A 24,434-nucleotide genomic window follows, 5' to 3' on the forward strand; every position below is an offset into this window, starting at 1 on the left:
AAAGGTCGCAGTCCAGTTAGCTTTGTACCAGCTTGGCGTTTTTCATGATCACGCTTTGGAACGTCTCTGGATCCGTGATCGCTTCAAGGTTGCCTTGCAGTGTGATGCGCGTGCCTTCTTCAAGGCCAGCTGTTGCATCTGCCAATTCAACTTGCAAAGAGGTGCCGTGTTCGGGTGAGCCACAGAACGGGCAAAAGCCCATGTCGGACACCAGAATGAATTCGCGCGCTTCCGGTCCATCGGTCAAAGGCACGACATAGCCCGTGATCGCAAAGTCAGAAATGCCTGCTTCCAGCTTTTCCGGGAACGATTTGCGCACCTCATAGGTTGTCTCGGTCATCACTTCTTCGATTTCGACCTGGGCCAGAAGATCCCAAGCGTCATCAGCAAAAGCAGAGGTGGCGAAAACCGCAAATGGAGCGGCCAGTGCCAGGAACGAAGCTGTCGATTTCATCTTAAATCCTCAATATCTTTTGTCGCAACCTAGCAAAACATCGTTATCGGTCAACATTATAGCAGCACGCAGGCAGTTTTTTGCCCACATGTGCTTTTGCATCAGACCATCATTTCCTTGGTCGCGGTCAAAGTAACATCAGGATAGTCCCGCGCCACACGGTCAATATCCCACTGCAGACGCGTTAGAAAGACCGTGTCACCATCGTTGTCGGTGGCAATATGCTGTTTGTTTGCAGCGACAAAGGCATCAACCTTTGGTTTGTCACCCTGAACCCATCTGGCAGAGGTAAACTGGCTGGCTTCAAAGCGAACGGGCAGGCCGTATTCCATCTCGATCCGGCTGGCCAAAACTTCGAATTGTAGCGCGCCGACGACACCGACAATAAATCCTGAGCCGAATGTGGGTTTGAATATCTTGGCGGCGCCTTCTTCGGCAAATTGCATCAACGCTTTTTCAAGGTGTTTTGCCTTCATCGGGTCGCCTGCGCGGCAGGTCTGCAGAAGTTCGGGCGCAAAGGATGGAATGCCTGAGACGCGCAAAGCCTCGCCCTCGGTCAGCGTGTCGCCGATGCGCAGCTGGCCATGGTTGGGGATGCCGATAATATCGCCAGCCCAGGCTTCTTCGGCCAGTTCACGGTCTGAGGCCAGAAACAAAACAGGGTTGCTGATTGCCATGGGCTTGCCTGCCCGCACATGGGTTAGCTTCATGCCGCGTTTGAAATGCCCGCTGGCCATGCGCAAAAAGGCGACACGGTCGCGGTGCTTGGGATCCATATTGGCTTGCACCTTGAAAACAAAGCCGCTGACTTTCTTTTCGTCCGGCGCGATTTGGCGCGGCGTGGCGCGTTGGGGCTGCGGTTCGGGGCCGTAGGTCGCGATGCCTTCCATCAGTTCCTGAACCCCGAAAGAGTTGATGGCCGAGCCGAACCAGATCGGCGTCATCGTGCCTTCCAGCAAGGATTTGGCATCAAGCGGTGGCATCAATTCGCGGGCCATTTCGATTTCTTCCAAGAAGACTTCCAGCAGGTCAGCGGGCACATGCTCTGCCAATTTAGGGTCATCCAACCCCTTGATTTTCACCGCCTCGGCCACTGTGTTGCGATCTGCGCGGTCCATCAGTTGCAACTCGTCGCGCAGCAGATCGTAGCATCCGATAAAGTCGCGCCCCCGTCCAATCGGCCAAGAGGCGGGCGTGACGTCGATGGCAAGGTTTTCTTGGATTTCGTCAATAATCTCAAATGTATCGCGGCTTTCGCGGTCCATTTTGTTGCAAAAGGTCAAGATTGGCAGGTCGCGCAGGCGGCAAACCTCAAACAATTTCTGTGTCTGGCTCTCGACCCCTTTTGCCCCGTCGATCACCATCACGGCCGCATCTACCGCGGTCAACGTGCGATAGGTGTCTTCGGAAAAATCCGAGTGCCCTGGCGTGTCGACAAGATTAAACCGATAGCCCGAAAAATCAAAAGACATGGCCGAAGCGCTTACAGAAATGCCGCGGTCCTTTTCCATCTGCATAAAGTCCGAACGGGTGCGGCGCGCTTCACCTTTGGCGCGCACTTGTCCCGCCATCTGGATCGCGCCGCCATATAGCAGGAACTTTTCTGTCAGGGTCGTTTTGCCAGCGTCAGGGTGCGAGATGATCGCAAATGTCCGGCGGCGGGCGATTTCTGGAGGCAGGGTGGGAGCATTGTCTAACATGCGCGCAGCTATACCTGCGTGCGGGGTTAGGGGAAAGCCTCAAACATGCCTAGCTGCGTGAGGCCCGTTTCAGCAAATCAACGGTGTTGCCCGTCAGCATACCTTCGGAAATCTCAAAGCTGAGATGGGCCCTGGCGCTGGCGGTGTGATCATCCATTGACATGGATTGCGCCACCTCTTCGGGAAGCGTGCCTTTCACCTTCTCATCAAGGTGCAGCGACTCTGCTGCGATGCCTTCGGCAAAGATGATTTGGTGACGGTCAAAAAGTAGTTGGAAGTAGTCGACAAAGCCACCTTCCTCCTGGATGACGCTGTCACCGTTGATCAGGTATCGCGCGCGGACCAACACCTCTGCGCGTCCGGCTTTGAGCGTGTCGCGTCTTTGATAGACAAAAAGCCGATGATCGGGCGTAACCCTCAAGTCATTGATATTGTTCAGAACACCAGCCTTAATCCTGATCGGCGCCAGCGTGCCGGTGGCGCGCGCGGTTGCGGCTCCGATCCATCGCAATTCCTGGGCGCCCGCGTCGCGTGTTAAAATGCGGTCGCCGACCTTCAGATCTTCGATGCGGCGCTGTTCGCCTGTCGCAAGGGTGATATGGGTGCCGCGCAAGAACGCGATGCTGCCAAGTTGGGCAAGGCGCGACTCGGGCGTATCACGATCAATGCCGACAAGGGTGTAATCCTGTTTGCTGATTATTCGGGACATGGGCAGGACGAATACATCTTCGACGCCGCCGTCGATCAATTCGACCATAATGACCGCTTCGATCGTGGTGCCATCGGCACACATAAATGTCAGCGTGCTGTCCAAAACAACCTGTGCCCCGTGGGTGCCAAGCGTGCTGTCTTCTGCGATCGTATATTTTGAAACGCCATCATCTGTCACAACATTCAGCGCAAGCACGGTCGGGGCGGCCATGGGCGACAGGCTGAACACATCTTCCATAATCAGCTCATCTGCAAAGCTGATGGGATCGCCAAGGTTGACACCATGGCTGACCCGTAAATCGGTTGCGCGATGCACCGAATATGATTTTTGTGTCGCGCTCATCAGCGGCACTCCGTTGTTTGCGCTTACCTAAGGGTCAACGTAAAACTTCGCAATTCTTTCTGATGCTTTTTGGCAGATGATTGCGGCATTTGACGGGCATGTGTTTGACCGCAAAGCGACCTTTGGCTCTTTTCTTCCGCAGCGCGCCGTTATTTAACGATCATCGAAACAATAAGGAGCGCAACAATGGACTTGGGACTTAAAGGGAAAACGGCACTGGTGTGTGCCTCATCCAAAGGGTTGGGGCTTGGCTGTGCAGAGGCTTTGGCAGAGGCGGGAGTCGATTTGATCATGAACGCGCGTGGGTCTGAGGCACTTGAAGCAAGCGCCCAAGACATTCGGGACCGTTTCGGTGTGCGCGTCACCACCGTGGCCGCCGATGTGACAACACCCGAAGGCCAAACACAGGTGCTGTCTGCAGCATCTGATGTGGACATCCTTGTGACAAATGCAGGTGGGCCGCCCCCGGGTATGTGGTCGGATTGGGACCGCGACGATTTTGTTGGCGCTCTGGACGCAAACATGCTGACACCGATTGCCCTGATGACAGCCCTGTTGCCGCAGATGATGGAAAAAGGGTGGGGCCGTGTCGTGAACATTACCTCGCAATCCGTTAAAGCACCCATCGCCGTTTTGGGCCTGTCAAATGCTGCGCGTGCAGGGCTGACAGGCTATGTTGCAGGCACCGCCCGTCAGGTCGCGGGCCACGGTGTCACGATCAACAACCTGCTGCCTGGTATCCACGCAACAGACCGCGCGATTGCCCTTGATACAGGTGTCACCAAAGCCCAAGGCATCACGATGCAAGAAGCACAAAAGCAGCGTGAAGCCACAATTCCGGCAGGGCGCTATGGCACACGGCAGGAATTTGGCGCGGCCTGTGCCTTTTTGTGTAGTCAGCACGCAGGCTTTATCATCGGCCAGAACCTGTTGCTGGATGGTGGCGCCGTAAACGCCACATTATGACGGGCTTTTCGCTCAAAGATCATCTGTTCAACGCGGCAACAGTCAAGGGATTGGCGGACGAGATTTCATCCGCCCATCCCGATTTTGATGCCAAGCGCTTTCAATCCGATGCGCTTGCGGGGTTTGCGGAACGCGAGTTGAAGGCCCGTATTGAATGGCTTGCAGATTGCTTGCAGGCCCAAGCCCCTTCGGACTTCGCAGCTATGGCCGACTGGATTGAGGCGGCGCTACCACCCCCGTTGGATCCTGCCAAAACAGATGATGATTTTGGCCACTTCATCCATGCGCCTTATGGCGTGCTGATTGCGCGTCATGGGACGGGCCATGTCGAGCGTGCGCTAAGTGCGATACACGCCGTGACACAACGCTTCTCGATGGAGTATGCGGTCCGTTTCTTTTTGACCGATCACGCCGATCAAACCCTTGACCATATGGCCGATTGGGTCCGTGATCCCAACTACCATGTGCGCAGATTGGTGAGCGAGGGCACGCGGCCAACCTTGCCGTGGGCGCCGCGTATTGGACTGGATGTTTTGCGCCCGCTGCCGCTGCTGGATGCGTTGCATGCAGACCCCACCCGATATGTGACCCGGTCGGTTTGCAATCACCTGAATGACGTCGCCAAGGTCAATGCGAAAGCTGTCTATGACAGGCTAGATAAGTGGAGGGCAGAAGGCGATCAGAATGCGCCCGAGCTTGACTGGATGTCGCGCCACGCCTTGCGCACGCTTATCAAGCAAGGTGAGCCTGGCGCAATGGAACGGTTGGGGTATCGACCAAATGCAGAGGTCGATGTCACCATTGAAATGCCCGATGAGGCCATCATCGACGATGTGACCGAAATTGCGATCACACTTCTGGCGGACCAAAAGACGCCTGTCTTGGTGGACTACGCAATCGATTTTCGAAAAGCGGATGGTCGTCAAAAATCAAAGGTTTTCAAGGTGAAGCAATGCGTTCTTCAACCGAATGAGCCATTGCGTCTGGTCAAGCGGCACAGATTCAAGGGCGATGCCACGACCTTTCGGCTCTATCCAGGCAAGCATGATGTTCATGTTATGGTGAACGGCGTTGTGCGGGCCAGCCAGAGGTTTGATTTGCTTGAAAAGGCGTGAAACCTTGCGCGTTGTCGGGGCAGTTGTTATGTCCGCTAAAACCCGATTGTTTTGGTCGGAAATGACAAAGCCAGAGGCCCCGCCCGCGTGACCATGACCACCCCATCATACCGACTAGAGATCCTTGATCTGACGCGCAGCTTTGGAGGGCGCATCGTTGTGGACGGCGTGTCGCTCAAGGTGGCGGCAGGGCAGGTGACATGCCTTTTGGGGCCATCGGGCTGCGGAAAATCAACGACGCTTCGCATGATTGCCGGCGTCGAGATGCAAGACAGCGGCGAAATCTATGTGGATGGAAAACTGATTTGCGACACACGCACGCGCATTCCGTCTGAAAAGCGTGAAACGGGCCTGATGTTTCAGGACTTCGCTCTGTTTCCCCATCTCACGGTGGCCCAAAACGTCGCCTATGGTCTGAACGGCCCGAAAGAGGCGCAGCACGAACGCGTGAAACACCTTCTGGATCGTGTGGGCTTGTTGGCTCATTTGGACAACTACCCCCACCAGCTTTCGGGCGGTGAACAACAACGCGTCGCTTTGGCACGCGCCTTGGCCCCACGCCCCAAAGTTATGTTGATGGACGAGCCGTTTTCAGGGCTCGACAATCGTTTGCGTGATGACATCCGCGACGAAACCCTTGCAGTGCTCAAAGAAGAAGGGGCCGCGGTCCTTTTGGTCACGCACGAGCCTGAAGAAGCCATGCGCATGGCCGATGAAATCGCATTGATGCGCGATGGTCAGATCGTGCAGCAAGGGGCGCCCTATAACGTCCACAACCGCCCCGTTGATAAGCAAGCTGCAGCTTTTTTTAGTGATATCAATGTTATATCGGGTAAAGTTGAAGGGGCTTTGACGCAAACGCCTTTTGGCCGCTTCCTTGCGCCAGGGGTTCCGGACGGTGCAGACGTGGAGATCGTGATCCGCCCCCAACACATCAAAATCGAATTTGATCGCAATGGTCATGGCCCGTCCGAAACGCCTGAAAACGGCGCACCCGCACGCGGGCGGGTGGAACGGGCGCGGTTCATGGGCAAGGAAAGTCTGGTAGAGTTTCGAATGGAATTCGATGGATCGATCCTGCGGGCCAGCGTGCCGAACGTCTTTTTGCCAAAGCCTGACACACCTATGTGGCTGATGTTGCGCCGCGACCGCTGCTTCGTGTTTCCCAAAAGTTCAAGCTAGAGCGTCACGCGTCGGTTGGTGTAATCCGCAAGCGTCTTGCCTTGTTCTTCGACAAACAGGCTTGGCAAAATGCGGGCCGCGTCGATCAAATCGGCACGCAGTTCTGCGAAATCCGCAGCTGTTTCGTTCCAGACAACGCAGGTCCACACGCGCCCCCAATAATCCAGTTGAAGCGGCCGCGCGGTCATTTGCGTGCCATCATAGGACAATTCAAGTTTCTGGCGGCTGCGGATCGCTTGGCGCAGGGTTGGCAGGTGTTGAAACCCGCGTGCGGCATCTGCAAACGGGTAAATTGCAAAGCCCCATGATGCAGGCGCGCTTGTCCGTTCTTCGGGCAGGACCTGGTCAATCTTCTGGCTTAGGGTCTTTGCGGCGTCTGACAGGTCCGCGTCTGCGGCTTCCCCGACAACCTGAAGGCCTACGTGCAAAGCCTCTAATTCGGTCAGCGACAGGTTCAGCGGGGGCAGGGTGATCGCAGCCGTGACCCAATACCCCACACCGCGTTCGCCCTGCACAGGCACGCCACTGGCGGCAAGCGTCTCCATATCGCGGTAGATCGTGCGTTCGGACACATTCATTTTGCGCGCCAGATCAGCCGCACGATGCAACCGCCCGTCGCGCAATTCCGTGATGAGTTTGTAAAGCCTATCCGAGCGCATCTGGCCCCTTTCGATTCGCCTCAATTCCGACTGGTACAGCTGCACTCCTGACATTATTCTGTCACCTGACAATATAATGTCATGAAAGCTGTAAATTCCAAGCAAATATGACCCTTTCAGCGTAAGTTTTCCCTTTTCGCATCTGTGGCACAGGCGTAGAACTAAGCCTCAGAATTTACAGACGGGCCAAGCGCCCGAAAATGGAGAGATCTCTCATGTTGAACAATATCGGCCCTATGGGCTTTCTGCTGATCGCTGTTGTCGTGCTGGTCCTTTTTGGCCGCGGCAAGGTTTCATCCTTGATGGGTGAAGTTGGTAAGGGCATCACAGCCTTCAAAAAAGGCGTCAAAGATGGCACCGAAGAGCTTGAACAAGAAGCCAGCGACGTTGCCAAGGACGTGACACCGTCTGACGCGGCTGAGGAAAAAGACAAAGCCTAAGGGGCGCGCGCCATGTTTGGATTGGGTTGGGGCGAGATGATCGTCGTGGGCATTGTTGCCCTAATCGTCGTTGGCCCCAAGGAATTGCCAGTGATGTTTCGCACGATGGGCCGCTTTATGGGCAAGGCCAAGGGGATGGCGCGCGAATTCACCAGCGCCATGAATGACGCGGCGGATAGCGCAGGCGTGCGGGATATCGCCCGCGATATCCAAAACGCAACAGATGCACGCAATCTGGGCCTTGATAAGGTCAAAGAAGCCGCCACGAAGTTCGAAAGTTGGGAGCCCAAGGTAGATGCCAAAGACGGCTCTGAGACGGCCAAGCTAAGTGCGGAACGTGCCGAAGCCGCCAAGAAAATCCACGACTACAGCGCGAAAAAAGCCGCCGAACGCAAGGCCGATGACGCCCGCAAAGCCCTTGCTGATGCAGAAGCCGAATTGGCCCGTGCCAATACCTCAAAGTCGGCACCTGAGGAGCCCAAAGCATGAGCGACCATGTGAGTGATGACGAGATCGAGGACAGCGCCGCCCCGCTAATCGAACATCTGACAGAGCTGCGGACGCGCCTGATCCGCTCGGTCTTGGCCTTTGTGGTTGCGATGGTTGCGTGTTTTACGATTGCCGAACCGATCCTCAATTTTCTGGCTGAGCCGATTGCAGATATCCTGCGCGGCCGTGGCGAAGACCCCCGCCTGATCTTTACCGCGCCACAGGAGAAATTCTTTGTCCTGATCCGGATATCGGTCATTGCAGGCTTTGCGGTCAGCTTTCCGGTGATCGCCTACCAGCTTTGGCGGTTCGTGGCGCCTGGTCTGTATAAAACGGAAAAAAACGCCTTTTTACCCTTTATCGTGGCCAGCCCCGTTCTGTTTATGATGGGCGCGGCCTTCGCCCACTATGTGGTGACGCCGCTTGCGATGAACTTCTTCATCGGGTTCTCGGACGTCATCCCCTCCATCACAGCGATGGTGACTGGGGCCGAGATTGCGGCAACGGATAATGAACTCAGCACCGTCTTTCTGGGTTCTGTGCGTGAAAGCCTTGATGTGTCGCTCAAATTCATTTTTGCCTTCGGTCTGTGTTTCCAGCTGCCCGTTTTGCTGACCCTCATGGGCAAGGCAGGGCTGGTCAGCGCGGTGGGCCTGCGCGCCGTGCGCAAATATGCGATTGTCGGTATCCTAGTGCTTGCCGCCCTTGTGACCCCGCCTGATGTTGTCACGCAGGTGATCCTGTTTGTGGTGGTCTATGGTCTTTACGAGATTTCGATCTGGCTGGTACAGGGCGTCGAAAAGCGCCGTATCCAGAAGATGAAAGACGAAGGCCTATGGGACGAAGACATCTACGGTGAAGGCGCAGACGACGCTGATGACTGACCCGCTCGAGCGTATTGCCGCCGCCCTCGAAAGACTGGCGCCACCGCCCGTTGACGCGCCTGATTTCGATAGCGCCGATGGGTTTGTGTGGCATGCGGCCCCCGATAGGCTGGATGCGGTTCCACATATCAAACGGATTGATCTGTCTTTGCTTGTCGGTGTGGATCGCGCCCGAGAAACCCTTTTGGCCAACACACTCCAGTTTGCCAAAGGCCTTCCAGCCAATAATGCGCTGCTATGGGGCGCACGTGGCATGGGAAAATCAAGCCTTGTCAAAGCTGTACATGGTGCAGTGAATGCACAAAGACCTTGTAAGATCATCGAGATTCAACGCGAGGATTTACCAACAATCGCCCGATTGCTTGATATGTTGCGTGCCGCGCCCAAGCATCGGTTCATTCTCTTTTGCGACGATCTCAGCTTTAGCCATGATGACCAACACTACAAATCGCTTAAGGCGGTTCTTGATGGTGGGGTTCAAGGCAGGCCCGATAACGTGGTCCTTTATGCCACGTCCAACAGACGCCACCTGATGCCGCGTGACATGATCGAAAACGAGCGCGGAAGCGCGATCAACCCGTCCGAGGCAACAGAAGAAAAAGTAAGCCTTTCAGATCGGTTTGGTCTGTGGCTTGGCTTCCACCCGTGCGATCAGGATGCATATCTTGCCATGATCCGCGGCTATTGTGACGCTTACGGTGTTGCTATCCGCGATGCGGATCTGCGCGCTGAAGCGATCGAATGGCAAGCCACGCGCGGTGGACGATCAGGTCGTGTGGCGTGGCAGTATTTTACCGATTTGGCGGGGCGTAAGGGAATATCCCTCTAGTCTTCATTGTTGGATAAATACCTCGGGGGTGTGGGGGCAGCGCCCCCACGGCGTGACCGCGTTTGCGGGCACCCCCTTCTTTTTGTCGCACTAGTTCAAAAACGGGGTCGGGTCTGTGCTGTCCAGACCGCGGCGCACCTCGAAATGCAAAAAGCTCGGATCAGAAGCACGCACGGCTGCAATAACCTCGCCGCGCGCAACCTTGTCGCCCTTTTTCACTTTCAGATCATCGACGTTGGCATAGACCGTCAACAATCCGCCTGAGTGGCGGAGCACAAGGATCGGCACCTGATCTGTGTCGCGCGTAATGGCGGCAACTGTGCCCGCGTCGGCCGCTTTTACGGGCGTGCCCGCAGCGGCACCGATGTTGATCCCGTCATTTACACCCTTTTTGTAGTCCCGAATGATATTGCCCGAGACAGGATAGAGCATGCGGGCCTTGGATGTGGTCGCAGGCTTGGTTGCTGCGCCCAAATCAGGTGCGGGCGGTGTGGCCACAGCCACGTTTGCGGCGGGTGGCGTTTCTGCGGGCAATGGTGCGGACGCACTGGGCGGCGTTGGTGTCGGTGTGCCGGCCCCCGGCACCACGGCCGCGGCAGTTGCTGCTGGCGCATCTGGTGCAGCCACAGGGATCAACAGGAATTGACCTTCGCGCACATCCAGATCGCTGCCCAATCCATTCCATTCGGCAAGCGCACGGACATTTACACCGTAAAGCCGTGCCACAGAGAATGCAGTCTCACCGCGTTCGACACGGTGGCGGATCGGCTCAACACCGGTTTGCGGCAACTTGGCTGCGCTGCCTGCTGTGCTTTCGGCGCTATCGATGGCACTGCCTGCCAGTGCCGTCACGTCGACGCTGCTTGGCGGCTGGATAGGTCCAGTGGTCGCTGCACCCGTGGCAGGCGATGGCTCTGCCACGCGACGCGGAAGCGCCACGATTTCGCCCGCACGCAGGGTGTCACTGGTTTTGATCCCGTTAAAACGCGCCAGTTCGTCGCCGCTAAACCCGATGCGGTCTGCCACCGCTTGCAGCGTATCGCCACGCTGCGCGACGGCGACCTGATAGCCAGGGTAGCTGATGATGCCACGATCATCAGGGGCAGGGCGGGCGGATGTGGCCTGACGCGCTGCATTTGAGGTGTCGGCCCGGTTGCCTGTCACGCCCCGCAGGTCCAGATCCCACGTTTTCATCTCGTCGCATGCAGCCAAAGCCAGCATCGCGGTGCCCAAAAGAAGTCCGCGCATCACGCGGGTTTTTGGCAGAGCTTTTGATACGTCCTGCGTCGTCGTTGCGGTCATCGCCGTCATCCTCATGTCACGGTCTGGATCATTGATCGCCCAAACCTGTCCTACTCGTTCTTATCTACGGCCCCATTTTTGCGGCTCGTTCTTTTTTGTCCTGGTGTCAGGTTAGTCCCGACTGATCCCTTCCAGCAAGGGGACAAACCGCACATCGCGCAGCTCTTTGTAGTCCAGTCCCGATTCAGTGCGTTCCACGCGGATCAGGGTCTGCACCGTTTCTTCCTGTCCAACAGGCACAACCATGATACCGCCAATTTTCAGTTGCGCCAAGAGCGGACCGGGTGGGTCTTCGGCGGCAGCAGTGACGAGGATCCGATCAAAGGGCGCTTGATCGGGTAGCCCGTGGCTACCATCGGCGGTGAATACAGTCACATTGGGCAGTTCAAGCTGTTCGAAAATGCGCCGTGCATTGCTTACCAGCGCTTTGTGGCGATCAACCGTATAGACCCGCCGCGCCAGCAAACTCAGAATAGCCGCCTGATAGCCAGATCCCGTTCCGACCTCGAGCACCTTATCACGGGGTTGCACGTTCAGGGCTTGGGTCATCAGGCCAACAATCGACGGCTGGCTGATCGTCTGCCCACAGGCAATGGGAAGTGGCATATCCTCATAGGCCTTGTCGGCGAAAACACCGTCCTGCACAAAATCCGCGCGGTTGATCTGCTCCATCGCACCAAGCACACGCCCATCTGTCACGCCGCGCGAGCGCAGCGCAAAAAGGAACTGCATCTTGCGCTCGGCCTCGGTCATTTGGTGTCGAAAACCTTGGCAAGTGCGTCCAGCCTGTCATGCGCTGTCAGGTCGGCGCGCATGGGGGTGACGCTGATATAGCCTGCCAGATTGGCGTTTGCGTCTGTGCCTTCGGCCGTTGGTACGTTTTGCGGCCCGCCGCGGACCCACAGAAATTTGCGTCCCGCAGGCGAGGTTTGGGCCTCAACCCCGAAGTTCGTATCATGGCGAAAGCCTTGCCGCACAATGCGCGTGCCTTTGACATCTGCTGCCGGAACGGGTGGGAAGTTGACGTTGTAAAATGTGCGGTAGCCATCTTGTGGCGTGTCATCAAACCCATGTGCCAAAAGCTGGCGAACCACATGCGCGCCGTGCACGGCGGCCGCTTCAAACGAATTGTCGATATTCAGGTTTTGCGGGCCATAATATTGCGACATCGCAATCGCGGGCAGCCCTTGCAACGCCGCTTCGATCACCGCGCCGATGGTGCCTGAATAAAGCGTATTTTCAGCGGCGTTATTGCCGCGGTTCACACCTGACAAAACCAGATCGGGGGGCGTGTCTTTCATCACGTGATAGAGCCCCGCCAGCACGCAATCAGCGGGTGATCCTTCGGCGGCAAATCGCCGATTGGCAAGTTCTGCGATCATGGTCGGGTGAGTATAGCTGATGCAATGGCCCACGCCCGACTGTTCAAAGGCGGGGGCAACGGTCCAGACTTCACCTTGCGGCCCCGCGATCTCGGTCGCGATTGCGGTAAGAACCTCTAGGCCCGGCGCGTTGATGCCGTCATCGTTTGTAATAAGAATACGCATGGACCCCTGATAGGGGTGCGGTCCATGCGGGGCAAGCATTCGTGGCCGTGTCAGAGCCTCAAACAGACTGCGAAAGGATTTCTTTCAAAATCCGTTGCGCCTGTGCCGCAGGGTCGGCCAGTGGGCTGCGGTCTTCACCGGGGTAGAACCGCGCGCGCGTTGCGGTGGGCATTGGATCTGGCGTCACGATATGCACATGCGGGCCGGTTTTTGCTGTCTCTGCCGCCCATGCGCGGGCCAAAGCAATTTGCGCGGCCTTTGATGCGCCGTATCCTGCGCTGAACTTTTGACCGACAAGCGCATCATCAAAAAAGACGACATGGCCATCGGGTTTCATCAGCGGTGCAACCATCGGAATCAGTGCAGCGGTTGCATTTACGTTGATGTCGATGCTTTTGGACCAGTCTTTCGGACCCATCGCGTTGGCAGGGGCCAGTGGTGCCGCATGAACAGCCGTATGCGCCCAGATATCCAGCGCGCCCCACCGATCATAAATGCTGCGGCACAGCTGCGCCATCGCGTCCTCTTTTTGGATGTCCATCGGCGCAAGGGTTGCCTGCCCGCCAGCGGCCTGAATGCGATCATCCAGTTCTTCCAAGGCGCCAACGGTTTTGCCCACGGCAATAATGTGATGGGTGGCGGCCAATTCCATGGCGAGTGCAGCGCCAAGCCCACGGGAGGCGCCAGTGATCAGTGCGGTTTTTGTCATGGGGGCGTGATGCGTCGTGCTGCGTAAAAGGTCAAGCGGGGTTATGCGACGGCGCGTTGGACGGGTGCTGTAAAACTGGCTTCGCGCCAGATCGCATCAAGCGCGTCAATTTCTGCTGTGTCGTAGGCGTCTGGTGTTTTCCAATACCGTCCATCGGGGGTGGTATAGTTAAGTGCGGCTTCGCGATTCAGCGCCATTTGCATTTTCGCGGGATCATACAGCACAGGGGCAGTCTGATGGAGTGTGGACAGGGTGGCGCGTGGAAACACCAAGCGGCTGTCGGCATCTGACAGGTTTACCATCTGGCATCCCGCGATGGCGCCATGCAGCATCAATCGACTGGCTTTGGCTTCAAGCGACCGCAAGGTGATGTCTTCGCGCAGCGGGTCAGCGGCACCTGTGCCGTAAAAATGTGTATTGCCCGTCGGGGCATACACCATATCACACCCAAAAAATGCCATGACTGAGGGTTTGAGCGCAGCAAGCGCCCAGTAACCTGCGGTAAATGCCATCGTGCCGCCTGCGTAAACAAATCCGCCTTGGGCATTTTGCAGCGGCACATAGTCAGCCGCCGTCACGGTGATCTGGGTGGGCGATAGCGTTTGGGGCCGCTTATCGCGCGGGAAATCTTCTGGGTGGATCAAATGGGTCCAATCGGGGCGCACCCGCCACGCATTGTTGATCGCTACAATGTGATCAAATGCGGATACGTCCCATTCGGCGGCCTGCACCGCTTGCGGACCGCTGCCCAAAATCAATATCTTTGTCATTTGCCCGACCCTTTATGTCTTGTGACATATAGATAGACGTCAGACTTACCCTGTCCAATGAAATGAACGATCGAGTGGGGCTATTCCGCCGCCGTCTTCATTTGAAAGCCCTTTTGAATCATATCCGCAGGCTCAACGGGGTATTCGCCACTAAAACAGGCATCGCAATACTGGGGGCTTTTCGGATCGCGCCCATTGGTTTCGCCAACCGCACGGTAAAGCCCGTCTAGTGAAATGAACTTCAGGCTATCGACCTGCAAGTGGTCGCGCATCTCATCTTCGGACATTGTGGCTGCCAGCAGCTTTTCGCGTTGCGGCGTATCCACACCGTAAAAACATGGCCAAGCGGTTGGCGGACTGGCGATGCGGAAGTGCACTTCTTTGGCACCAGCGTCCAAGATCATCTCTTTGATTTTGCGGCTGGTCGTGCCGCGCACCACGCTGTCATCCACAAGGATCACGCGTTTGTCTTTGATCAACGCGCGGTTCACGTTCAGTTTCAAACGCACACCCATATTGCGGATCTGTTCGGTCGGCTCAATGAAGGTGCGGCCCATATACTGATTGCGGATGATCCCCATCGCATAGGGAATACCGCTTTGCAGGCTGTATCCGATGGCTGCGGGCGTGCCGCTGTCGGGGACAGGGCAGACCAGATCGGCTTCGACAGGGCTTTCCTTTGCCAATTCGCGGCCAATGGCTTCGCGCGTTTCATAGACACTGCGACCGCCAAGAATACTATCGGGGCGGCTGAAATACACATGCTCGAAAATGCAAAAGCGCGATTTACGTTTGCGGAAGGGGGAGCTGCTGTCCACACCTTTGTCGGTGATCACAACCATTTCTCCGGGCTCGATTTCACGAACGAATTCCGCACCGACGATATCAAGTGCGCATGTCTCCGAAGACAGGGCATAGCCGTCGCCCAGTTTGCCCAACACCAGAGGGCGCACGCCAAGTGGATCACGCACACCGATCAGTTTGGTGCGCGTCATCGCGACCACCGAAAACGCCCCTTCAACACGGCGCAATGCATCTTCCATACGCTCGGGAATGTTGCGTTGCAGGCTTCGGGCCATCAAATGCAGAATACATTCGCTATCAGACGAGCTTTGGAAGATGCTGCCGCGATCTGTCAGCTCGCGCCGCAACGCATCGGCGTTTGTGATATTGCCGTTGTGGGCAATCGCAGCGCCGCCCATCGAAAACTCGCCAAAAAACGGTTGGACATCACGGATGGATGTCTGCCCTTTGCTGCCGGCGGTAGAGTAGCGCACATGGCCAATCGCTAAGGGCCCGGGCAAGGTTTCCATGACCTTGTGGGATGTAAAGTTGTCGCGCACATAGCCAAAGCGACGCGCATTGTTGAACCCTTGTTCGGGATCGTGGGCAACAATACCGCCCGCTTCCTGACCGCGATGTTGCAAGGCGTGCAGGCCAAGCGCCACAAAATTAGCTGCGTCTTTAAGGCCGATAACACCAAAAATTCCGCATTCTTCCTTCAGTTTATCGTCATCGAAGGGATGCGCATAAAACTCGGGTGCATCGGCAAGCGAGCATGGGGCCTGCGCAGGCGCGGCGGGTGTTTTGGGCGATGACACGGCGGGCAGCTCCGAATCCGTTTCCAGTTGCGACTGTGTTTAGTCGCTGTCGCCTTTGATGTCACCAAGGGAATGGCATAGGGTGACGACATGCGGCGTTGCGGCGGGTATGGCGCTTAAATGACGTGCTGTTGGATCGTTGCGCCAAGGTCATTCAGAGCGACGGGCTTTGGCAATGTCCCGCTTAGACCAAGGTCGGTGGCCGATTTATCGCAGTGATAGGCCGTATCGGCGGACATCAGAACAATCGGTGTGCTGCGGGGCGGGTCAGCGTCCAAACCTCTGATCCAGGCCGAGGCTTCCAGGCCGGAAACCTCTGGCATATGGATATCCATCAAAATAAGCGCGTATTCAGCCGGATTGCGCACAACCTGCGCAATGCAGTGCGAGCCGTCATGTGCCAATTCATAATCATAGCCAAGCGCATCCATAAATTCAGCCATCATGAAACGCGTCTCAGGATCGTCTTCGACGATCAGAATTTTTCCACCCATTTTGCGTCCCTGTTTATTGGTTGCTTTGTCTAGCCCGCGTTTTGGCTGTGCGCTTGTGGCGATGTTGCGTCCGTACCCAACGGTAAGGTCAGTGTGAATGTGGATGACTTGCCAACCTCAGAGGTCACTTTGATCGTGCCGCCCATAAGCTCAGCCAGATCTTTGCAGATCGACAGGCCCAGACCGCTGCCCTGATGCGACCGCTTGACTGCACTTTCCAGCTGGTAAAAGCGGGTGAAGGTGGCCGCGACATCGCAACTGGCGATGCCGCATCCTGTGTCAGATACGGAAACCTTGATGGTTTCACCGTGATCTCCCAGACATATCCGCAGCCCGATCTGACCTGTTTCTGTAAATTTCACCGCGTTGTCGATCAGGTTGTTGAGGATCTGTGTGGTGCGATCAAAATCGATATCCAAGCTGCGCGGCACATCGGGGTCAAGCGTTGTGACAATTTCTATCGGCTTTTCACTCGATGCGATTGCGGCGGTCAGCTGTGTGACCCATTCGTCAAAGACCGCCTGCGTATCTACTGTGGTTTTATGGATTGTCAGCGAACCTGCATCCAAGCGCGACACATCAAGCACTTTCGTCAACTCGCCAAACAACCTGTTTGCGGCTCGGTGGCCGCTTTGGGCTTGTCGTTTCTGGCGGTCCGGGACATCCGCCCGTTCGATCAATTCAAACATGCCCATGATGGCGTTCAGCGGAGTGCGGATTTCATGGCTCATCACCGCCAGAAAACGCGATTTCGCTTCATCTGCTTTTTTGGCCTTTGTTTCGGCCATTTGGCGTACGTCCACCTCGGTCACCAAGGCCGCATTTGCTTGCTGTAGGGCTTGGCGGTTTTGATTGGCCGTTGAGCGGGCCTGTTGCAGCCGCAAACCGTTTCCAACCAATGCGAGTATCAAAAGGGATAAGACCGCAACAAAGCCGGTCATAATTTCGGGGCGTTTTGTATCGTGCAGCGCATCAAATTCGGGGTGCCGTTTGGTAAAAACCTCGAACGTCTGATCGAAAATTGTGTTCGGGTCGGATTTGAGCGCTGGCGCGGTGACCTTCCCAAAGGATTCACCTTCAAAAAGGACCACGCCGTTGAGCGTAATTTTCGTATAGTCTGGCGCGGAGATGACGGGTGTTTGGTCTGAAATAAACTGATCCAGCCATGTGTTGACCCGAAAGACAGTGGCAAGAATACCGCTGAATTCATCGTGTTGGAAAATCGGCGTGAAGATGAGGAATCCCACGCCATCACCGCCGACAAGTTCTACGGGGTTCGTCATCGTGGTTTGCCGTGTGTCGCGCGCAGCTTCCAACGCCAGACGCCTGTCTTCGCTTACTTCTGCGATATTGCGCCCCAAAGCGGAGGTGTTGGTGTTTGGCACCACGCGGCGGGCAACAAAATCATCGTCAAACACGCTTAGCGCCCAAAACCCGGGCATATCCGTAATATAGCTTACCGCGTCCTGAACAAATCCGTCGGCATAGGGCAGGTTTGCGCTGCGTTGAAGCCGGCCTGCCATGCGTTTTGTTGCGCGTGTGCGCAAGATCAAATCATGGTGCAGGGTTTCTGCGATTGCGTTCGTTTCGCCGCGCAGGGCCTCGTTGATCCTTTCTTCGCGGTCCGCATTCAGGATGACCCACGTCCCAATGGTCGCTGCAAGAAGTACCATCGCGATCAGGCCTAAAAAGGGTGACATGGGAAGGGGATAGAGCAGCCTTGTCATGATGCGCCGTAGACTTGGAGATCGGCCAAGCCGACATCTGTTTTCGGCTCATGTTCAATGTAGTCGATCAATGCACCGAGATCGTCGAGTTTTACCGGTTTGTGTAGCAGCCAATCCACCCCAGGCGCCTGTTGCAGGTGGTCGCCCTTCATGAATTGATGCGTGCCCGTGATCATGATGATCCTGCAAGCAGGTTGAATGGTTTTTGCGTAATGCGATACGCCAACCGAATTGCCATCGGTTAACAACAAATCCAAAAGCAAAAGGTCAAATTTGTTGAAGTGCAGCGCATCAAAGGCGGCGTGAACCGTGCCAACCGGGTGTGTGGAGTGCCCTTGGTCTTCTATGTAGTCACGCCAGACACTGCAAAGATCGGTGTCATCCTCCAGAATTAAAACATGCATGTGGTCGCCAATCGAAAACTATTGGTGCCAAACTACCTGCAATGTCTTAATTTCTGGTAAACGCCATGGCGCGGACCATTTTTTGAAGCTGTATAGCGGCTATTGTGCGCCGCAATCACCCACCAGGTTTTCATATTGCCCGGTGATCCATCCCAAGGCTTGTTCGGGGTCACGGTTTTCCACTTGCCCTGTCAGACGCCCGAAAACGACTGCGGAGCGGGAATTGTCAATTATTTCAAGGTCTTGGCTGGTCAGAACAACTTCATAAACAAAAAAGGCCACCGCGATCAGAAGGATGCCGCGGAACACCCCGAAGAGAAAGCCCAACCCCTGGTCCAGCCCGCCAAGAACCGAGCGCTGAACAAGGGATGAAAACAACGGCGTGATGATCGACATGACGACCAGTGCAATGGCGAATACGGCTGCAAAGGCTGCGATGATTGCAAGCTCACAGCTTTCACCGATAAAGCTGCCGATATAGGGAATTTCCTTAACCAGCGGTTCCATCTTGCCCGCAAAAAGAGACGCCAAAATCGCAGCCGCGATCCAGCCCGCAATCGAGAGCGCTTCGCGGACAAATCCGCGGCTGTAGGCCAAAAGGGCTGAGACAACGATAACCAGAGCTACGATACCGTCGATGATGGTGAAGCCTTCCATGTGCCTCGTCCTTTTCTTTTAGCGCATTTCGCGCTTATCTTTCGCCAAAGACCTGCGTCACAAATGTGGCCAGATCGGGCATTTGTTTAAGGGTCAGACTGGTGCTGCCCTGTTGTTTTGCAGCCTGCGCTGCGATGGCTTGGGTGAAACCAAGTTTTTCCGCTTCTTTCAACCGATTTTCGGTCTGTGCGGCGGGTCTGAGCCCACCTGAAAGGCTAATCTCGCCAAAAACAACACACTCGGCGGGCAAAGCGGCGTCCTCGCGGGCTGAAACCAGAGCAGCCGCGACCGCCAGATCGGCAGCAGGCTCTGAGACGCGCATGCCGCCTGCAACGTTCAGATAGACATCCAAGCCTATAAACGGCACGCCTGCGCGGGCCTCCAACACAGCCAAGATCATTGCCAGACGTCCGCCGTCCCACCCCACAACGGTACGGCGCGGTTGGCTATGGGGGGAGGGGGCGACCAGCGCCTGAAATTCGCACAGCATGGGCCGTGAGCCTTCGATGCCCGCAAAAACCACTGATCCTGCCGTGGGCTTGCCGCGCTCGGACAAAAACAGGGCCGAAGGGTTTTTGACCTCGGCCAGTCCTTTGCCAGTCATCTCGAAAACGCCGATTTCATCGGCAGGCCCAAAGCGGTTTTTCACGGCGCGCAGGATACGGAAAGGGTGGCCGCGCTCGCCTTCAAAATAAAGCACCGTGTCGACCATATGTTCGACAACGCGCGGCCCCGCAATCTGGCCTTCTTTGGTGACATGACCAACCATCACCACGGCGATGCCTTTGCGTTTGGCAAAGCTGGTCAACTCATGGGCGGCCGCACGCACCTGACTGACAGATCCAGGCGCGGCTTCAACATTATCGGCCCACATGGTTTGGATACTGTCGATGATGCACAGGTCGGGGTTTTCTTCTTCCAGCGTCGTCAGAATATCGCGCAGGTTGGTTTCTGCAGCCAGATGGACTGGGCTTTTGGTCAGCCCGAGCCGTTGGGCGCGCATGCGCACTTGGCCCGCGGCTTCCTCGCCAGAAACATAAATCACCTTCAACCCGTTACGGGCAAACCGTGCGGCGGCCTGCAGCAGCAAGGTGGATTTGCCAATTCCTGGGTCGCCGCCGACCAAGAGCGCCGATGCCTCAACCAAGCCACCGCCCAAAACGCGGTCCAATTCTCCCACGCCCGAAAGCGTGCGGGCAGGGGGCTCTTCTTGGGTTGCCAGATCGGTCAGAACCAGCGATTTGCCGCGCCGCGCGCCAAGCGACTTGCTGGCGGGACCAGACGACAGTGCCTTTTCTTCGGAAATCGTGTTCCATTCGCCGCAGTTTTCACAGCGCCCCGACCACTTGGTGAACTGGGCTGCGCATGCAGAGCATTTGAAAGAGGGGGCTTTGGCCATGTCGGACCCTTATAAGGTGGGCTTTCTTACTGCCGCATCGTCCGCGCGCTTGCAATCGACAAAGCGAGGCTGGCCAAAATGCAGGCCGTAAAGAGATAGAGCCCCCATGCGATTTCAACGCGGCCCACGCCGACACCTTTGGCCAAAACCACGTAAACCGCGATCAGGAAGATATCGGCCATCGCCAGTTTGCCCATCAACGTCAGCGCGGGCAACGCGCGGTTAGACAGAAGCTGGAACTGCACCAAAGCAAGCCCGACGATTTTGAGAAGGGGGGCGACAAGGGCAAAGAAGGTGACAACAATCGCCAAAAATATATCCGTTTGCCAAAGCGCCTGCAGCCCCGAAATAACGGAAATCTCGGACAGTTGGAAAAACGGCAAAAGACCGGCCCGCATCAGCGGGGCGAACCAAGCAATGGGAAAAGCGACCAGCAACGCAAGGTTGGCCAGTTTTAAAAAGACGTGCATGGCGGAATGTTATTCGGCCGCTGTGCTGGATGTCTCGTCTTTTGTTTTGGGCTTGAGCGCAACGACGGTTGGAACGGGCTTCATTTCGGCGGCTTCACGCTCCATGCGCAGGCCGATCTGGGGCAGAACTTCGGCCAGATCTTTTTCAAGACGCTGAATTTGTGCCTCGATCACGTTTTCATCCAACTCAACTTGCTTGATCCACTCGCGCATTTCGCTCGTGGTCTGGTGGGCTTTGAGAATTCGGTCCTGATATTCCTCAAGCTCTTGTTTGCGCTGCATCAGGAAGGTGCGGGCGCGGTCCACCTTGTCATTCGAATACACGTCGGCCAATTCGCGGCTTTCAAAGCTCATCTGGCTGGCCACTTCAAGCAACGCAGGCTCAAGATCGCCAAGGTTGGGGTGATCGCGCAAAACTTCCATGCGCTCGCGCACCGCATCAAATTCGCGGTTCAGCACAAAATTCCCTTCGCGGTCCGCTTGATGTGCGGTCCAGTAAGCACGCGCCACGTCATCCATGCTCATCTTGAATTGGCGATGGCTTGTTTCCAATGACAATATGCGCCCTGCAGAGGGCAGGAAAAAGCAAAGGAACGTCATCAGGATCGCAAAGCCGATTTGCAGGTAAATGCCGGCTTCAGGGACCACCGTATCGCCCAAGGTGGCCGTCAGCCCCAACCACGGCCAAACACCGATGGCCGCCAAAACACATGAGGAGATTGCCGCCAGTGTGCCCAGAACAATCGCAAAAATAGCAAGGCGCTGCGCGAAAATCCGCAAAGACGTCAAAGTCGATGTATTGGTCGTATTCATAAAAATCGGCCCCCAAGTATCCAAGTCACATTTTTACCTTAATTTGACTAAAGCACCGAATAAAAAGGGAAAAACGGGGAAAAAAGAAAACAGCAAATCACCATGTCGTGGTTTGGTGACGTTTGGGCAACAAATGTGCCATGGTTCAGCGGCTCATTTTTCACGAATTGCGGATGCGTATCGGCGAATCATTGCCGATTGCGCGGTAGGGCGGTCAGCGCACGGCCTCTATCGGTCCTGTGCTGCGCCCGTGGATGAACTGGTCCACATGCGGGTCTTGGGTGCTGTCCATCTCGACAACCGTGCCAGTCCATTTGATCACACCGTCATGCAGCATTGCCACGCGGTCCGCGATGGCGCGCACGCTGCTCATATCATGGGTGATGGTCATGGCCGTCGCGCCCATCTCGACCACAATCTCGCGGATCAAATCGTTGATTACGCCGGCCATAATCGGATCCAGGCCTGTGGTCGGCTCATCAAAAAAGATGATCTCGGGGTTTGCAGCGATTGCGCGGGCCAGACCGACACGTTTTTGCATGCCACCTGATAATTCGGCAGGAAACCTGTCGGCCACATCGGGCTTGAGGCCCACACGGCGCAGTTTCTCAATTGCAATATCGCGGGCCCGGGCTTTGTCCATGCCTGTTTGCGTCAGGCGGAAGGCGACGTTTTGCCAAACGGTCAAGCTGTCGAACAATGCGCCACCCTGAAACAGCATCCCGAAACGCGACAACAGGGCATCGCGGTCCCCTTTAGAGATGTCTTTGTCTGCCACGGTGATCGTGCCGACATCTGGTGTGACCAAACCAAGGATCGCTTTGAGCGTGACAGATTTGCCCGTGCCCGATCCGCCGATAATCACCATGCTTTCCCCTTTGGGGATATGCAGGTCCACGCCGCGCAGCACGTGGTTGTTGCCAAAGGCTTTATGAACATTGCTCAGACGGATCATGCGCTAAAAAACAACTCTGTCAGCAGGTAGTTGGCTGCAAGGATCATTACGCTGGCCGCCACAACTGCGGCCTTGGTCGCACGTCCCACACCTTGTGCGCCGCGTCCCGAACGCATGCCGAAATAGCACCCCATCAGGGCGATAATGAAGCCAAAGACAGCGCCTTTGACCAAACCACTGGCCACGTCCCAGAATTCAAGAAAATCGACAGTGTTCTGCAAATAGGCCGCAGGGTTAAACCCAAGCCGCGACACACCCACAAGATAGCCGCCCATGATTCCGATGATATCACCCACCAGCACCAAAACAGGCACGGTCAGGGTGGCGGCCAGCACGCGCGGCACTGTCAGATATTTCATGGGATTGGTGGACAGCGTGACAAGCGCATCAATCTGTTCGGTCACTTTCATCGTGCCGATCTCTGCCGCGATAGAGGAGGCAACACGTGCGGCCACCATCAGACCGCCAAGGACCGGGCCAAGCTCGCGCACCATGCCGATGGCGACGATAGAGGGAACCACCGCTTCGGCGTTAAACCGTGCGCCACCTGCATAAATCTGCAAAGCCAGCGCCCCGCCGGTGAACAGGGCCGTCAGGCCGACAACAGGCAGGCTGAAATAGCCGATCGTCATGCATGCGCTGATAAATTCGCGCCAGTAAAATGGGGGGCGCAGCATATGGCCGACGGTTTGGCCCGCAAACAGTGTGACCGCCCCGATGCTTGCAAGGATGGCAAGCGTGGCACGGCCAATGCTGGCAAGAAAAGCCGTCATCCCGCGTAGCGCCGCGCATAGCGCGCACCAAGAGAGGTCAGGATTTCATAGCCGATGGTGCCTGCGGCTTCGGCCAGATCGTCCACGCCTTGGTGGGCGCATAGCACATCCAATGTTGCAGGGGTGTCGCGCAGATCGGTGATATCGACAGTGATCAGATCCATCGAAACACGGCCGACAACAGGGCAGGCGGTGTCCTCATGATACATCAGCGCCTTGGGCCCCATCGCACGGATCAAACCATCGGCATAACCGCCAGACACCGTTGCGATGCGGCGATTGGACGGGGCGATATAGCTGTTGCCATACCCCACAGCTTCGCCTTCCACGACATCGCGCACCTGAACGACAGGCAGCGAAAGGGCAACAACAGGTGCCGCGTCAGCAAAGGGCATCCCCCCGTATAGGCCGATGCCCGGGCGCGTCATATCAAAGTGGTATTTCGGACCAAGCAATGTGCCACCTGTCGCCGACAAGGACAGCGGCGCCTGAACGCCCGCCGTCATTTCAAGAAAGTTGTCGCATTGAAATGCATTCATCGGGTGATCAGGCTCATCGGCGCAGGCCAGATGGCTCATCACCAATGTGGGGTTTTGCGACAACGCGATGTCACGCACGGCTGCCCATTCGCCGGCTTCAAGGCCCAAGCGGTTCATGCCTGTGTCCAACTGGATCCCAAATGGCGCATCGGGCAGGGCCTCAAGATGACGGGTCAGCTGGTTTATGCTGTTGATCATGGGCGTCAGCGACAGATCGTTGATCATGTCGGTATCGCCGCGCATATGGCCGCCGAAAATGTTGATGGTGACACCTTCGCCCAAAGCGCCACGCACCTCGGCACCTTCTTCGGCCATGGCCACAAAAAAGGTGCGCGCCCCTGCCTTGGCCAAGGCCCGCGCCACACGCGCGGCCCCAAGCCCATAGCCATTTGCTTTGATCACAGCCGCGGTTTGCGTGCCACTGCCAGACAGCGCATCAAGGCTGCGCCAGTTTTCGACCAAAGCGTCGAGCGATATTGTAAGATGTCCGGTTGCCATACGC

Annotated in this window: 27 protein-coding genes; 7 read left to right on the plus strand and 20 right to left on the minus strand. The window is 56.4% G+C overall.

Annotated elements, in window-relative coordinates; translation table 11 throughout:
- Positions 1-16: 16 nt before the first annotated feature.
- The 3 genes from L1065_RS11255 to L1065_RS11265 all read right to left on the minus strand — a co-directional run bounded on the left by L1065_RS11255 (position 17) and on the right by L1065_RS11265 (position 3,208).
- Positions 17-454, minus strand: coding sequence for a hypothetical protein (locus tag L1065_RS11255; RefSeq protein ID WP_237095570.1), 438 nt, complete (start codon positions 452-454; stop codon positions 17-19).
- 101 nt (positions 455-555) lie between these two features.
- Positions 556-2,154, minus strand: coding sequence for a peptide chain release factor 3 (locus tag L1065_RS11260; protein ID WP_237095571.1), 1,599 nt, complete (start codon positions 2,152-2,154; stop codon positions 556-558).
- A 49-nt stretch (positions 2,155-2,203) separates the two neighbouring features.
- On the minus strand, positions 2,204-3,208 hold the full coding sequence (locus L1065_RS11265; RefSeq protein WP_237095572.1) for a Hint domain-containing protein: 1,005 nt from the start codon (positions 3,206-3,208) through the stop codon (positions 2,204-2,206).
- Between the two features lie 186 nt (positions 3,209-3,394).
- On the opposite strand from L1065_RS11265, the gene L1065_RS11270 reads away from it, so the two are divergent.
- The 3 genes from L1065_RS11270 to L1065_RS11280 all read left to right on the plus strand — a co-directional run bounded on the left by L1065_RS11270 (position 3,395) and on the right by L1065_RS11280 (position 6,471).
- Positions 3,395-4,174 (plus strand): SDR family oxidoreductase, encoded by a 780-nt coding sequence (locus tag L1065_RS11270; RefSeq protein ID WP_237095573.1) that lies wholly within the window; start codon positions 3,395-3,397, stop codon positions 4,172-4,174.
- Positions 4,171-5,289, plus strand: a complete 1,119-nt coding sequence (locus L1065_RS11275) for a hypothetical protein (protein WP_237095574.1) — start codon at positions 4,171-4,173, stop codon at positions 5,287-5,289. The genes L1065_RS11270 and L1065_RS11275 overlap by 4 nt, the downstream gene beginning before the upstream one ends.
- A 93-nt stretch (positions 5,290-5,382) precedes the next feature.
- Positions 5,383-6,471 carry an ABC transporter ATP-binding protein gene (locus L1065_RS11280; RefSeq protein ID WP_237095575.1) on the plus strand — a complete coding sequence of 363 codons (1,089 nt, stop codon included), beginning with the start codon at positions 5,383-5,385 and terminating at the stop codon, positions 6,469-6,471.
- Here L1065_RS11280 and L1065_RS11285 read toward each other — a convergent pair.
- Complete coding sequence (locus tag L1065_RS11285) at positions 6,468-7,130, minus strand: YafY family protein (RefSeq protein ID WP_237095576.1); 663 nt, start codon at positions 7,128-7,130, stop codon at positions 6,468-6,470. The two genes, L1065_RS11280 and L1065_RS11285, sit on opposite strands and share 4 nt — an antisense overlap.
- Before the next feature lie 215 nt (positions 7,131-7,345).
- Here L1065_RS11285 and L1065_RS11290 point away from each other — a divergent pair, with 215 nt between their 5' ends.
- From L1065_RS11290 to L1065_RS11305, 4 genes are read left to right on the plus strand one after another with little or no spacing between them, the layout of a single operon-like run.
- The gene (locus L1065_RS11290) at positions 7,346-7,570 is read left to right on the plus strand and encodes a twin-arginine translocase TatA/TatE family subunit (protein ID WP_237095577.1); all 225 of its coding nucleotides are present in this window, start codon (positions 7,346-7,348) and stop codon (positions 7,568-7,570) included.
- 12 nt (positions 7,571-7,582) lie between these two features.
- A complete protein-coding gene (gene tatB / locus L1065_RS11295) occupies positions 7,583-8,059 on the plus strand; it encodes a Sec-independent protein translocase protein TatB (protein WP_237095578.1) in 477 nt (158 codons plus the stop codon).
- Positions 8,056-8,943 carry a twin-arginine translocase subunit TatC gene (gene tatC / locus L1065_RS11300; RefSeq protein ID WP_237095579.1) on the plus strand — a complete coding sequence of 296 codons (888 nt, stop codon included), beginning with the start codon at positions 8,056-8,058 and terminating at the stop codon, positions 8,941-8,943. Before tatB ends, tatC begins: the two co-directional genes overlap by 4 nt.
- A complete protein-coding gene (locus L1065_RS11305) occupies positions 8,936-9,772 on the plus strand; it encodes an ATP-binding protein (RefSeq protein WP_237095580.1) in 837 nt (278 codons plus the stop codon). Before tatC ends, L1065_RS11305 begins: the two co-directional genes overlap by 8 nt.
- Positions 9,773-9,862: 90 nt before the next feature.
- On the opposite strand, the gene L1065_RS11310 is transcribed toward L1065_RS11305, so the two are convergent.
- The 16 genes from L1065_RS11310 to alr form a co-directional block, all read right to left on the minus strand.
- Complete coding sequence (locus L1065_RS11310; RefSeq protein ID WP_237095581.1) at positions 9,863-11,074, minus strand: peptidoglycan DD-metalloendopeptidase family protein; 1,212 nt, start codon at positions 11,072-11,074, stop codon at positions 9,863-9,865.
- 111 nt (positions 11,075-11,185) lie between these two features.
- The gene (locus L1065_RS11315; RefSeq protein ID WP_237095582.1) at positions 11,186-11,827 is read right to left on the minus strand and encodes a protein-L-isoaspartate(D-aspartate) O-methyltransferase; all 642 of its coding nucleotides are present in this window, start codon (positions 11,825-11,827) and stop codon (positions 11,186-11,188) included.
- The gene (gene surE / locus L1065_RS11320; protein WP_237095583.1) at positions 11,824-12,621 is read right to left on the minus strand and encodes a 5'/3'-nucleotidase SurE; all 798 of its coding nucleotides are present in this window, start codon (positions 12,619-12,621) and stop codon (positions 11,824-11,826) included. Before surE ends, L1065_RS11315 begins: the two co-directional genes overlap by 4 nt.
- A 58-nt stretch (positions 12,622-12,679) precedes the next feature.
- Positions 12,680-13,330: an SDR family oxidoreductase gene (locus tag L1065_RS11325; RefSeq protein WP_237095584.1), complete on the minus strand. Its 651-nt coding sequence runs from the start codon at positions 13,328-13,330 to the stop codon at positions 12,680-12,682.
- 41 nt (positions 13,331-13,371) lie between these two features.
- Positions 13,372-14,100, minus strand: a complete 729-nt coding sequence (locus L1065_RS11330; protein WP_237095585.1) for a hypothetical protein — start codon at positions 14,098-14,100, stop codon at positions 13,372-13,374.
- A gap of 80 nt (positions 14,101-14,180) precedes the next feature.
- On the minus strand, positions 14,181-15,605 hold the full coding sequence (purF, locus tag L1065_RS11335; RefSeq protein ID WP_237095707.1) for an amidophosphoribosyltransferase: 1,425 nt from the start codon (positions 15,603-15,605) through the stop codon (positions 14,181-14,183).
- 212 nt (positions 15,606-15,817) lie between these two features.
- Positions 15,818-16,195 (minus strand): response regulator, encoded by a 378-nt coding sequence (locus L1065_RS11340; RefSeq protein WP_237095586.1) that lies wholly within the window; start codon positions 16,193-16,195, stop codon positions 15,818-15,820.
- A gap of 29 nt (positions 16,196-16,224) precedes the next feature.
- Positions 16,225-17,895 (minus strand): ATP-binding protein, encoded by a 1,671-nt coding sequence (locus L1065_RS11345; RefSeq protein WP_237095587.1) that lies wholly within the window; start codon positions 17,893-17,895, stop codon positions 16,225-16,227.
- A gap of 23 nt (positions 17,896-17,918) precedes the next feature.
- Positions 17,919-18,326, minus strand: coding sequence for a response regulator (locus L1065_RS11350; RefSeq protein ID WP_237095588.1), 408 nt, complete (start codon positions 18,324-18,326; stop codon positions 17,919-17,921).
- A 99-nt stretch (positions 18,327-18,425) separates the two neighbouring features.
- Complete coding sequence (locus L1065_RS11355; protein WP_237095589.1) at positions 18,426-18,983, minus strand: CvpA family protein; 558 nt, start codon at positions 18,981-18,983, stop codon at positions 18,426-18,428.
- 34 nt (positions 18,984-19,017) lie between these two features.
- Positions 19,018-20,382 carry a DNA repair protein RadA gene (radA, locus tag L1065_RS11360; RefSeq protein WP_237095590.1) on the minus strand — a complete coding sequence of 455 codons (1,365 nt, stop codon included), beginning with the start codon at positions 20,380-20,382 and terminating at the stop codon, positions 19,018-19,020.
- Between the two features lie 26 nt (positions 20,383-20,408).
- The gene (locus L1065_RS11365; protein WP_237095591.1) at positions 20,409-20,852 is read right to left on the minus strand and encodes a paraquat-inducible protein A; all 444 of its coding nucleotides are present in this window, start codon (positions 20,850-20,852) and stop codon (positions 20,409-20,411) included.
- 9 nt (positions 20,853-20,861) lie between these two features.
- Entirely contained in the window at positions 20,862-21,665 is an 804-nt protein-coding gene (locus L1065_RS11370) for a DNA repair protein (protein WP_237095592.1), read from the minus strand.
- A 214-nt stretch (positions 21,666-21,879) separates the two neighbouring features.
- On the minus strand, positions 21,880-22,620 hold the full coding sequence (locus L1065_RS11375; protein WP_237095593.1) for an ABC transporter ATP-binding protein: 741 nt from the start codon (positions 22,618-22,620) through the stop codon (positions 21,880-21,882).
- Positions 22,617-23,393 carry an ABC transporter permease gene (locus tag L1065_RS11380; protein WP_237095594.1) on the minus strand — a complete coding sequence of 259 codons (777 nt, stop codon included), beginning with the start codon at positions 23,391-23,393 and terminating at the stop codon, positions 22,617-22,619. Before L1065_RS11380 ends, L1065_RS11375 begins: the two co-directional genes overlap by 4 nt.
- Positions 23,390-24,430 (minus strand): alanine racemase, encoded by a 1,041-nt coding sequence (alr, locus tag L1065_RS11385; RefSeq protein WP_237095595.1) that lies wholly within the window; start codon positions 24,428-24,430, stop codon positions 23,390-23,392. Before alr ends, L1065_RS11380 begins: the two co-directional genes overlap by 4 nt.
- Positions 24,431-24,434 lie beyond the last annotated feature (4 nt).

The sequence above is a fragment of the Nereida sp. MMG025 genome, from assembly GCF_021654165.1.
GTDB lineage: Bacteria > Pseudomonadota > Alphaproteobacteria > Rhodobacterales > Rhodobacteraceae > Nereida.

Coding starts and splice junctions, on each gene's coding strand:
- L1065_RS11340 (WP_237095586.1), bottom strand. CDS start 16,195: ATGGGTGGAAAAATTCTGATCGTCGAAGACGATCCTGAGACGCGTTTC.
- L1065_RS11275 (WP_237095574.1), top strand. CDS start 4,171: ATGACGGGCTTTTCGCTCAAAGATCATCTGTTCAACGCGGCAACAGTC.
- L1065_RS11270 (WP_237095573.1), top strand. CDS start 3,395: ATGGACTTGGGACTTAAAGGGAAAACGGCACTGGTGTGTGCCTCATCC.
- L1065_RS11265 (WP_237095572.1), bottom strand. CDS start 3,208: ATGAGCGCGACACAAAAATCATATTCGGTGCATCGCGCAACCGATTTA.
- L1065_RS11290 (WP_237095577.1), top strand. CDS start 7,346: ATGTTGAACAATATCGGCCCTATGGGCTTTCTGCTGATCGCTGTTGTC.
- surE (WP_237095583.1), bottom strand. CDS start 12,621: ATGCGTATTCTTATTACAAACGATGACGGCATCAACGCGCCGGGCCTA.
- L1065_RS11370 (WP_237095592.1), bottom strand. CDS start 21,665: ATGAATACGACCAATACATCGACTTTGACGTCTTTGCGGATTTTCGCG.
- L1065_RS11305 (WP_237095580.1), top strand. CDS start 8,936: ATGACTGACCCGCTCGAGCGTATTGCCGCCGCCCTCGAAAGACTGGCG.
- L1065_RS11330 (WP_237095585.1), bottom strand. CDS start 14,100: ATGACAAAGATATTGATTTTGGGCAGCGGTCCGCAAGCGGTGCAGGCC.
- L1065_RS11325 (WP_237095584.1), bottom strand. CDS start 13,330: ATGACAAAAACCGCACTGATCACTGGCGCCTCCCGTGGGCTTGGCGCT.
- L1065_RS11365 (WP_237095591.1), bottom strand. CDS start 20,852: ATGCACGTCTTTTTAAAACTGGCCAACCTTGCGTTGCTGGTCGCTTTT.
- L1065_RS11375 (WP_237095593.1), bottom strand. CDS start 22,620: ATGATCCGTCTGAGCAATGTTCATAAAGCCTTTGGCAACAACCACGTG.
- tatC (WP_237095579.1), top strand. CDS start 8,056: ATGAGCGACCATGTGAGTGATGACGAGATCGAGGACAGCGCCGCCCCG.
- L1065_RS11260 (WP_237095571.1), bottom strand. CDS start 2,154: ATGTTAGACAATGCTCCCACCCTGCCTCCAGAAATCGCCCGCCGCCGG.
- L1065_RS11345 (WP_237095587.1), bottom strand. CDS start 17,895: ATGTCACCCTTTTTAGGCCTGATCGCGATGGTACTTCTTGCAGCGACC.
- L1065_RS11280 (WP_237095575.1), top strand. CDS start 5,383: ATGACCACCCCATCATACCGACTAGAGATCCTTGATCTGACGCGCAGC.
- L1065_RS11315 (WP_237095582.1), bottom strand. CDS start 11,827: ATGACCGAGGCCGAGCGCAAGATGCAGTTCCTTTTTGCGCTGCGCTCG.
- L1065_RS11380 (WP_237095594.1), bottom strand. CDS start 23,393: ATGACGGCTTTTCTTGCCAGCATTGGCCGTGCCACGCTTGCCATCCTT.
- alr (WP_237095595.1), bottom strand. CDS start 24,430: ATGGCAACCGGACATCTTACAATATCGCTCGACGCTTTGGTCGAAAAC.
- L1065_RS11355 (WP_237095589.1), bottom strand. CDS start 18,983: ATGGAAGGCTTCACCATCATCGACGGTATCGTAGCTCTGGTTATCGTT.
- L1065_RS11350 (WP_237095588.1), bottom strand. CDS start 18,326: ATGCATGTTTTAATTCTGGAGGATGACACCGATCTTTGCAGTGTCTGG.
- L1065_RS11255 (WP_237095570.1), bottom strand. CDS start 454: ATGAAATCGACAGCTTCGTTCCTGGCACTGGCCGCTCCATTTGCGGTT.
- radA (WP_237095590.1), bottom strand. CDS start 20,382: ATGGCCAAAGCCCCCTCTTTCAAATGCTCTGCATGCGCAGCCCAGTTC.
- L1065_RS11285 (WP_237095576.1), bottom strand. CDS start 7,130: ATGCGCTCGGATAGGCTTTACAAACTCATCACGGAATTGCGCGACGGG.
- L1065_RS11310 (WP_237095581.1), bottom strand. CDS start 11,074: ATGACCGCAACGACGACGCAGGACGTATCAAAAGCTCTGCCAAAAACC.
- tatB (WP_237095578.1), top strand. CDS start 7,583: ATGTTTGGATTGGGTTGGGGCGAGATGATCGTCGTGGGCATTGTTGCC.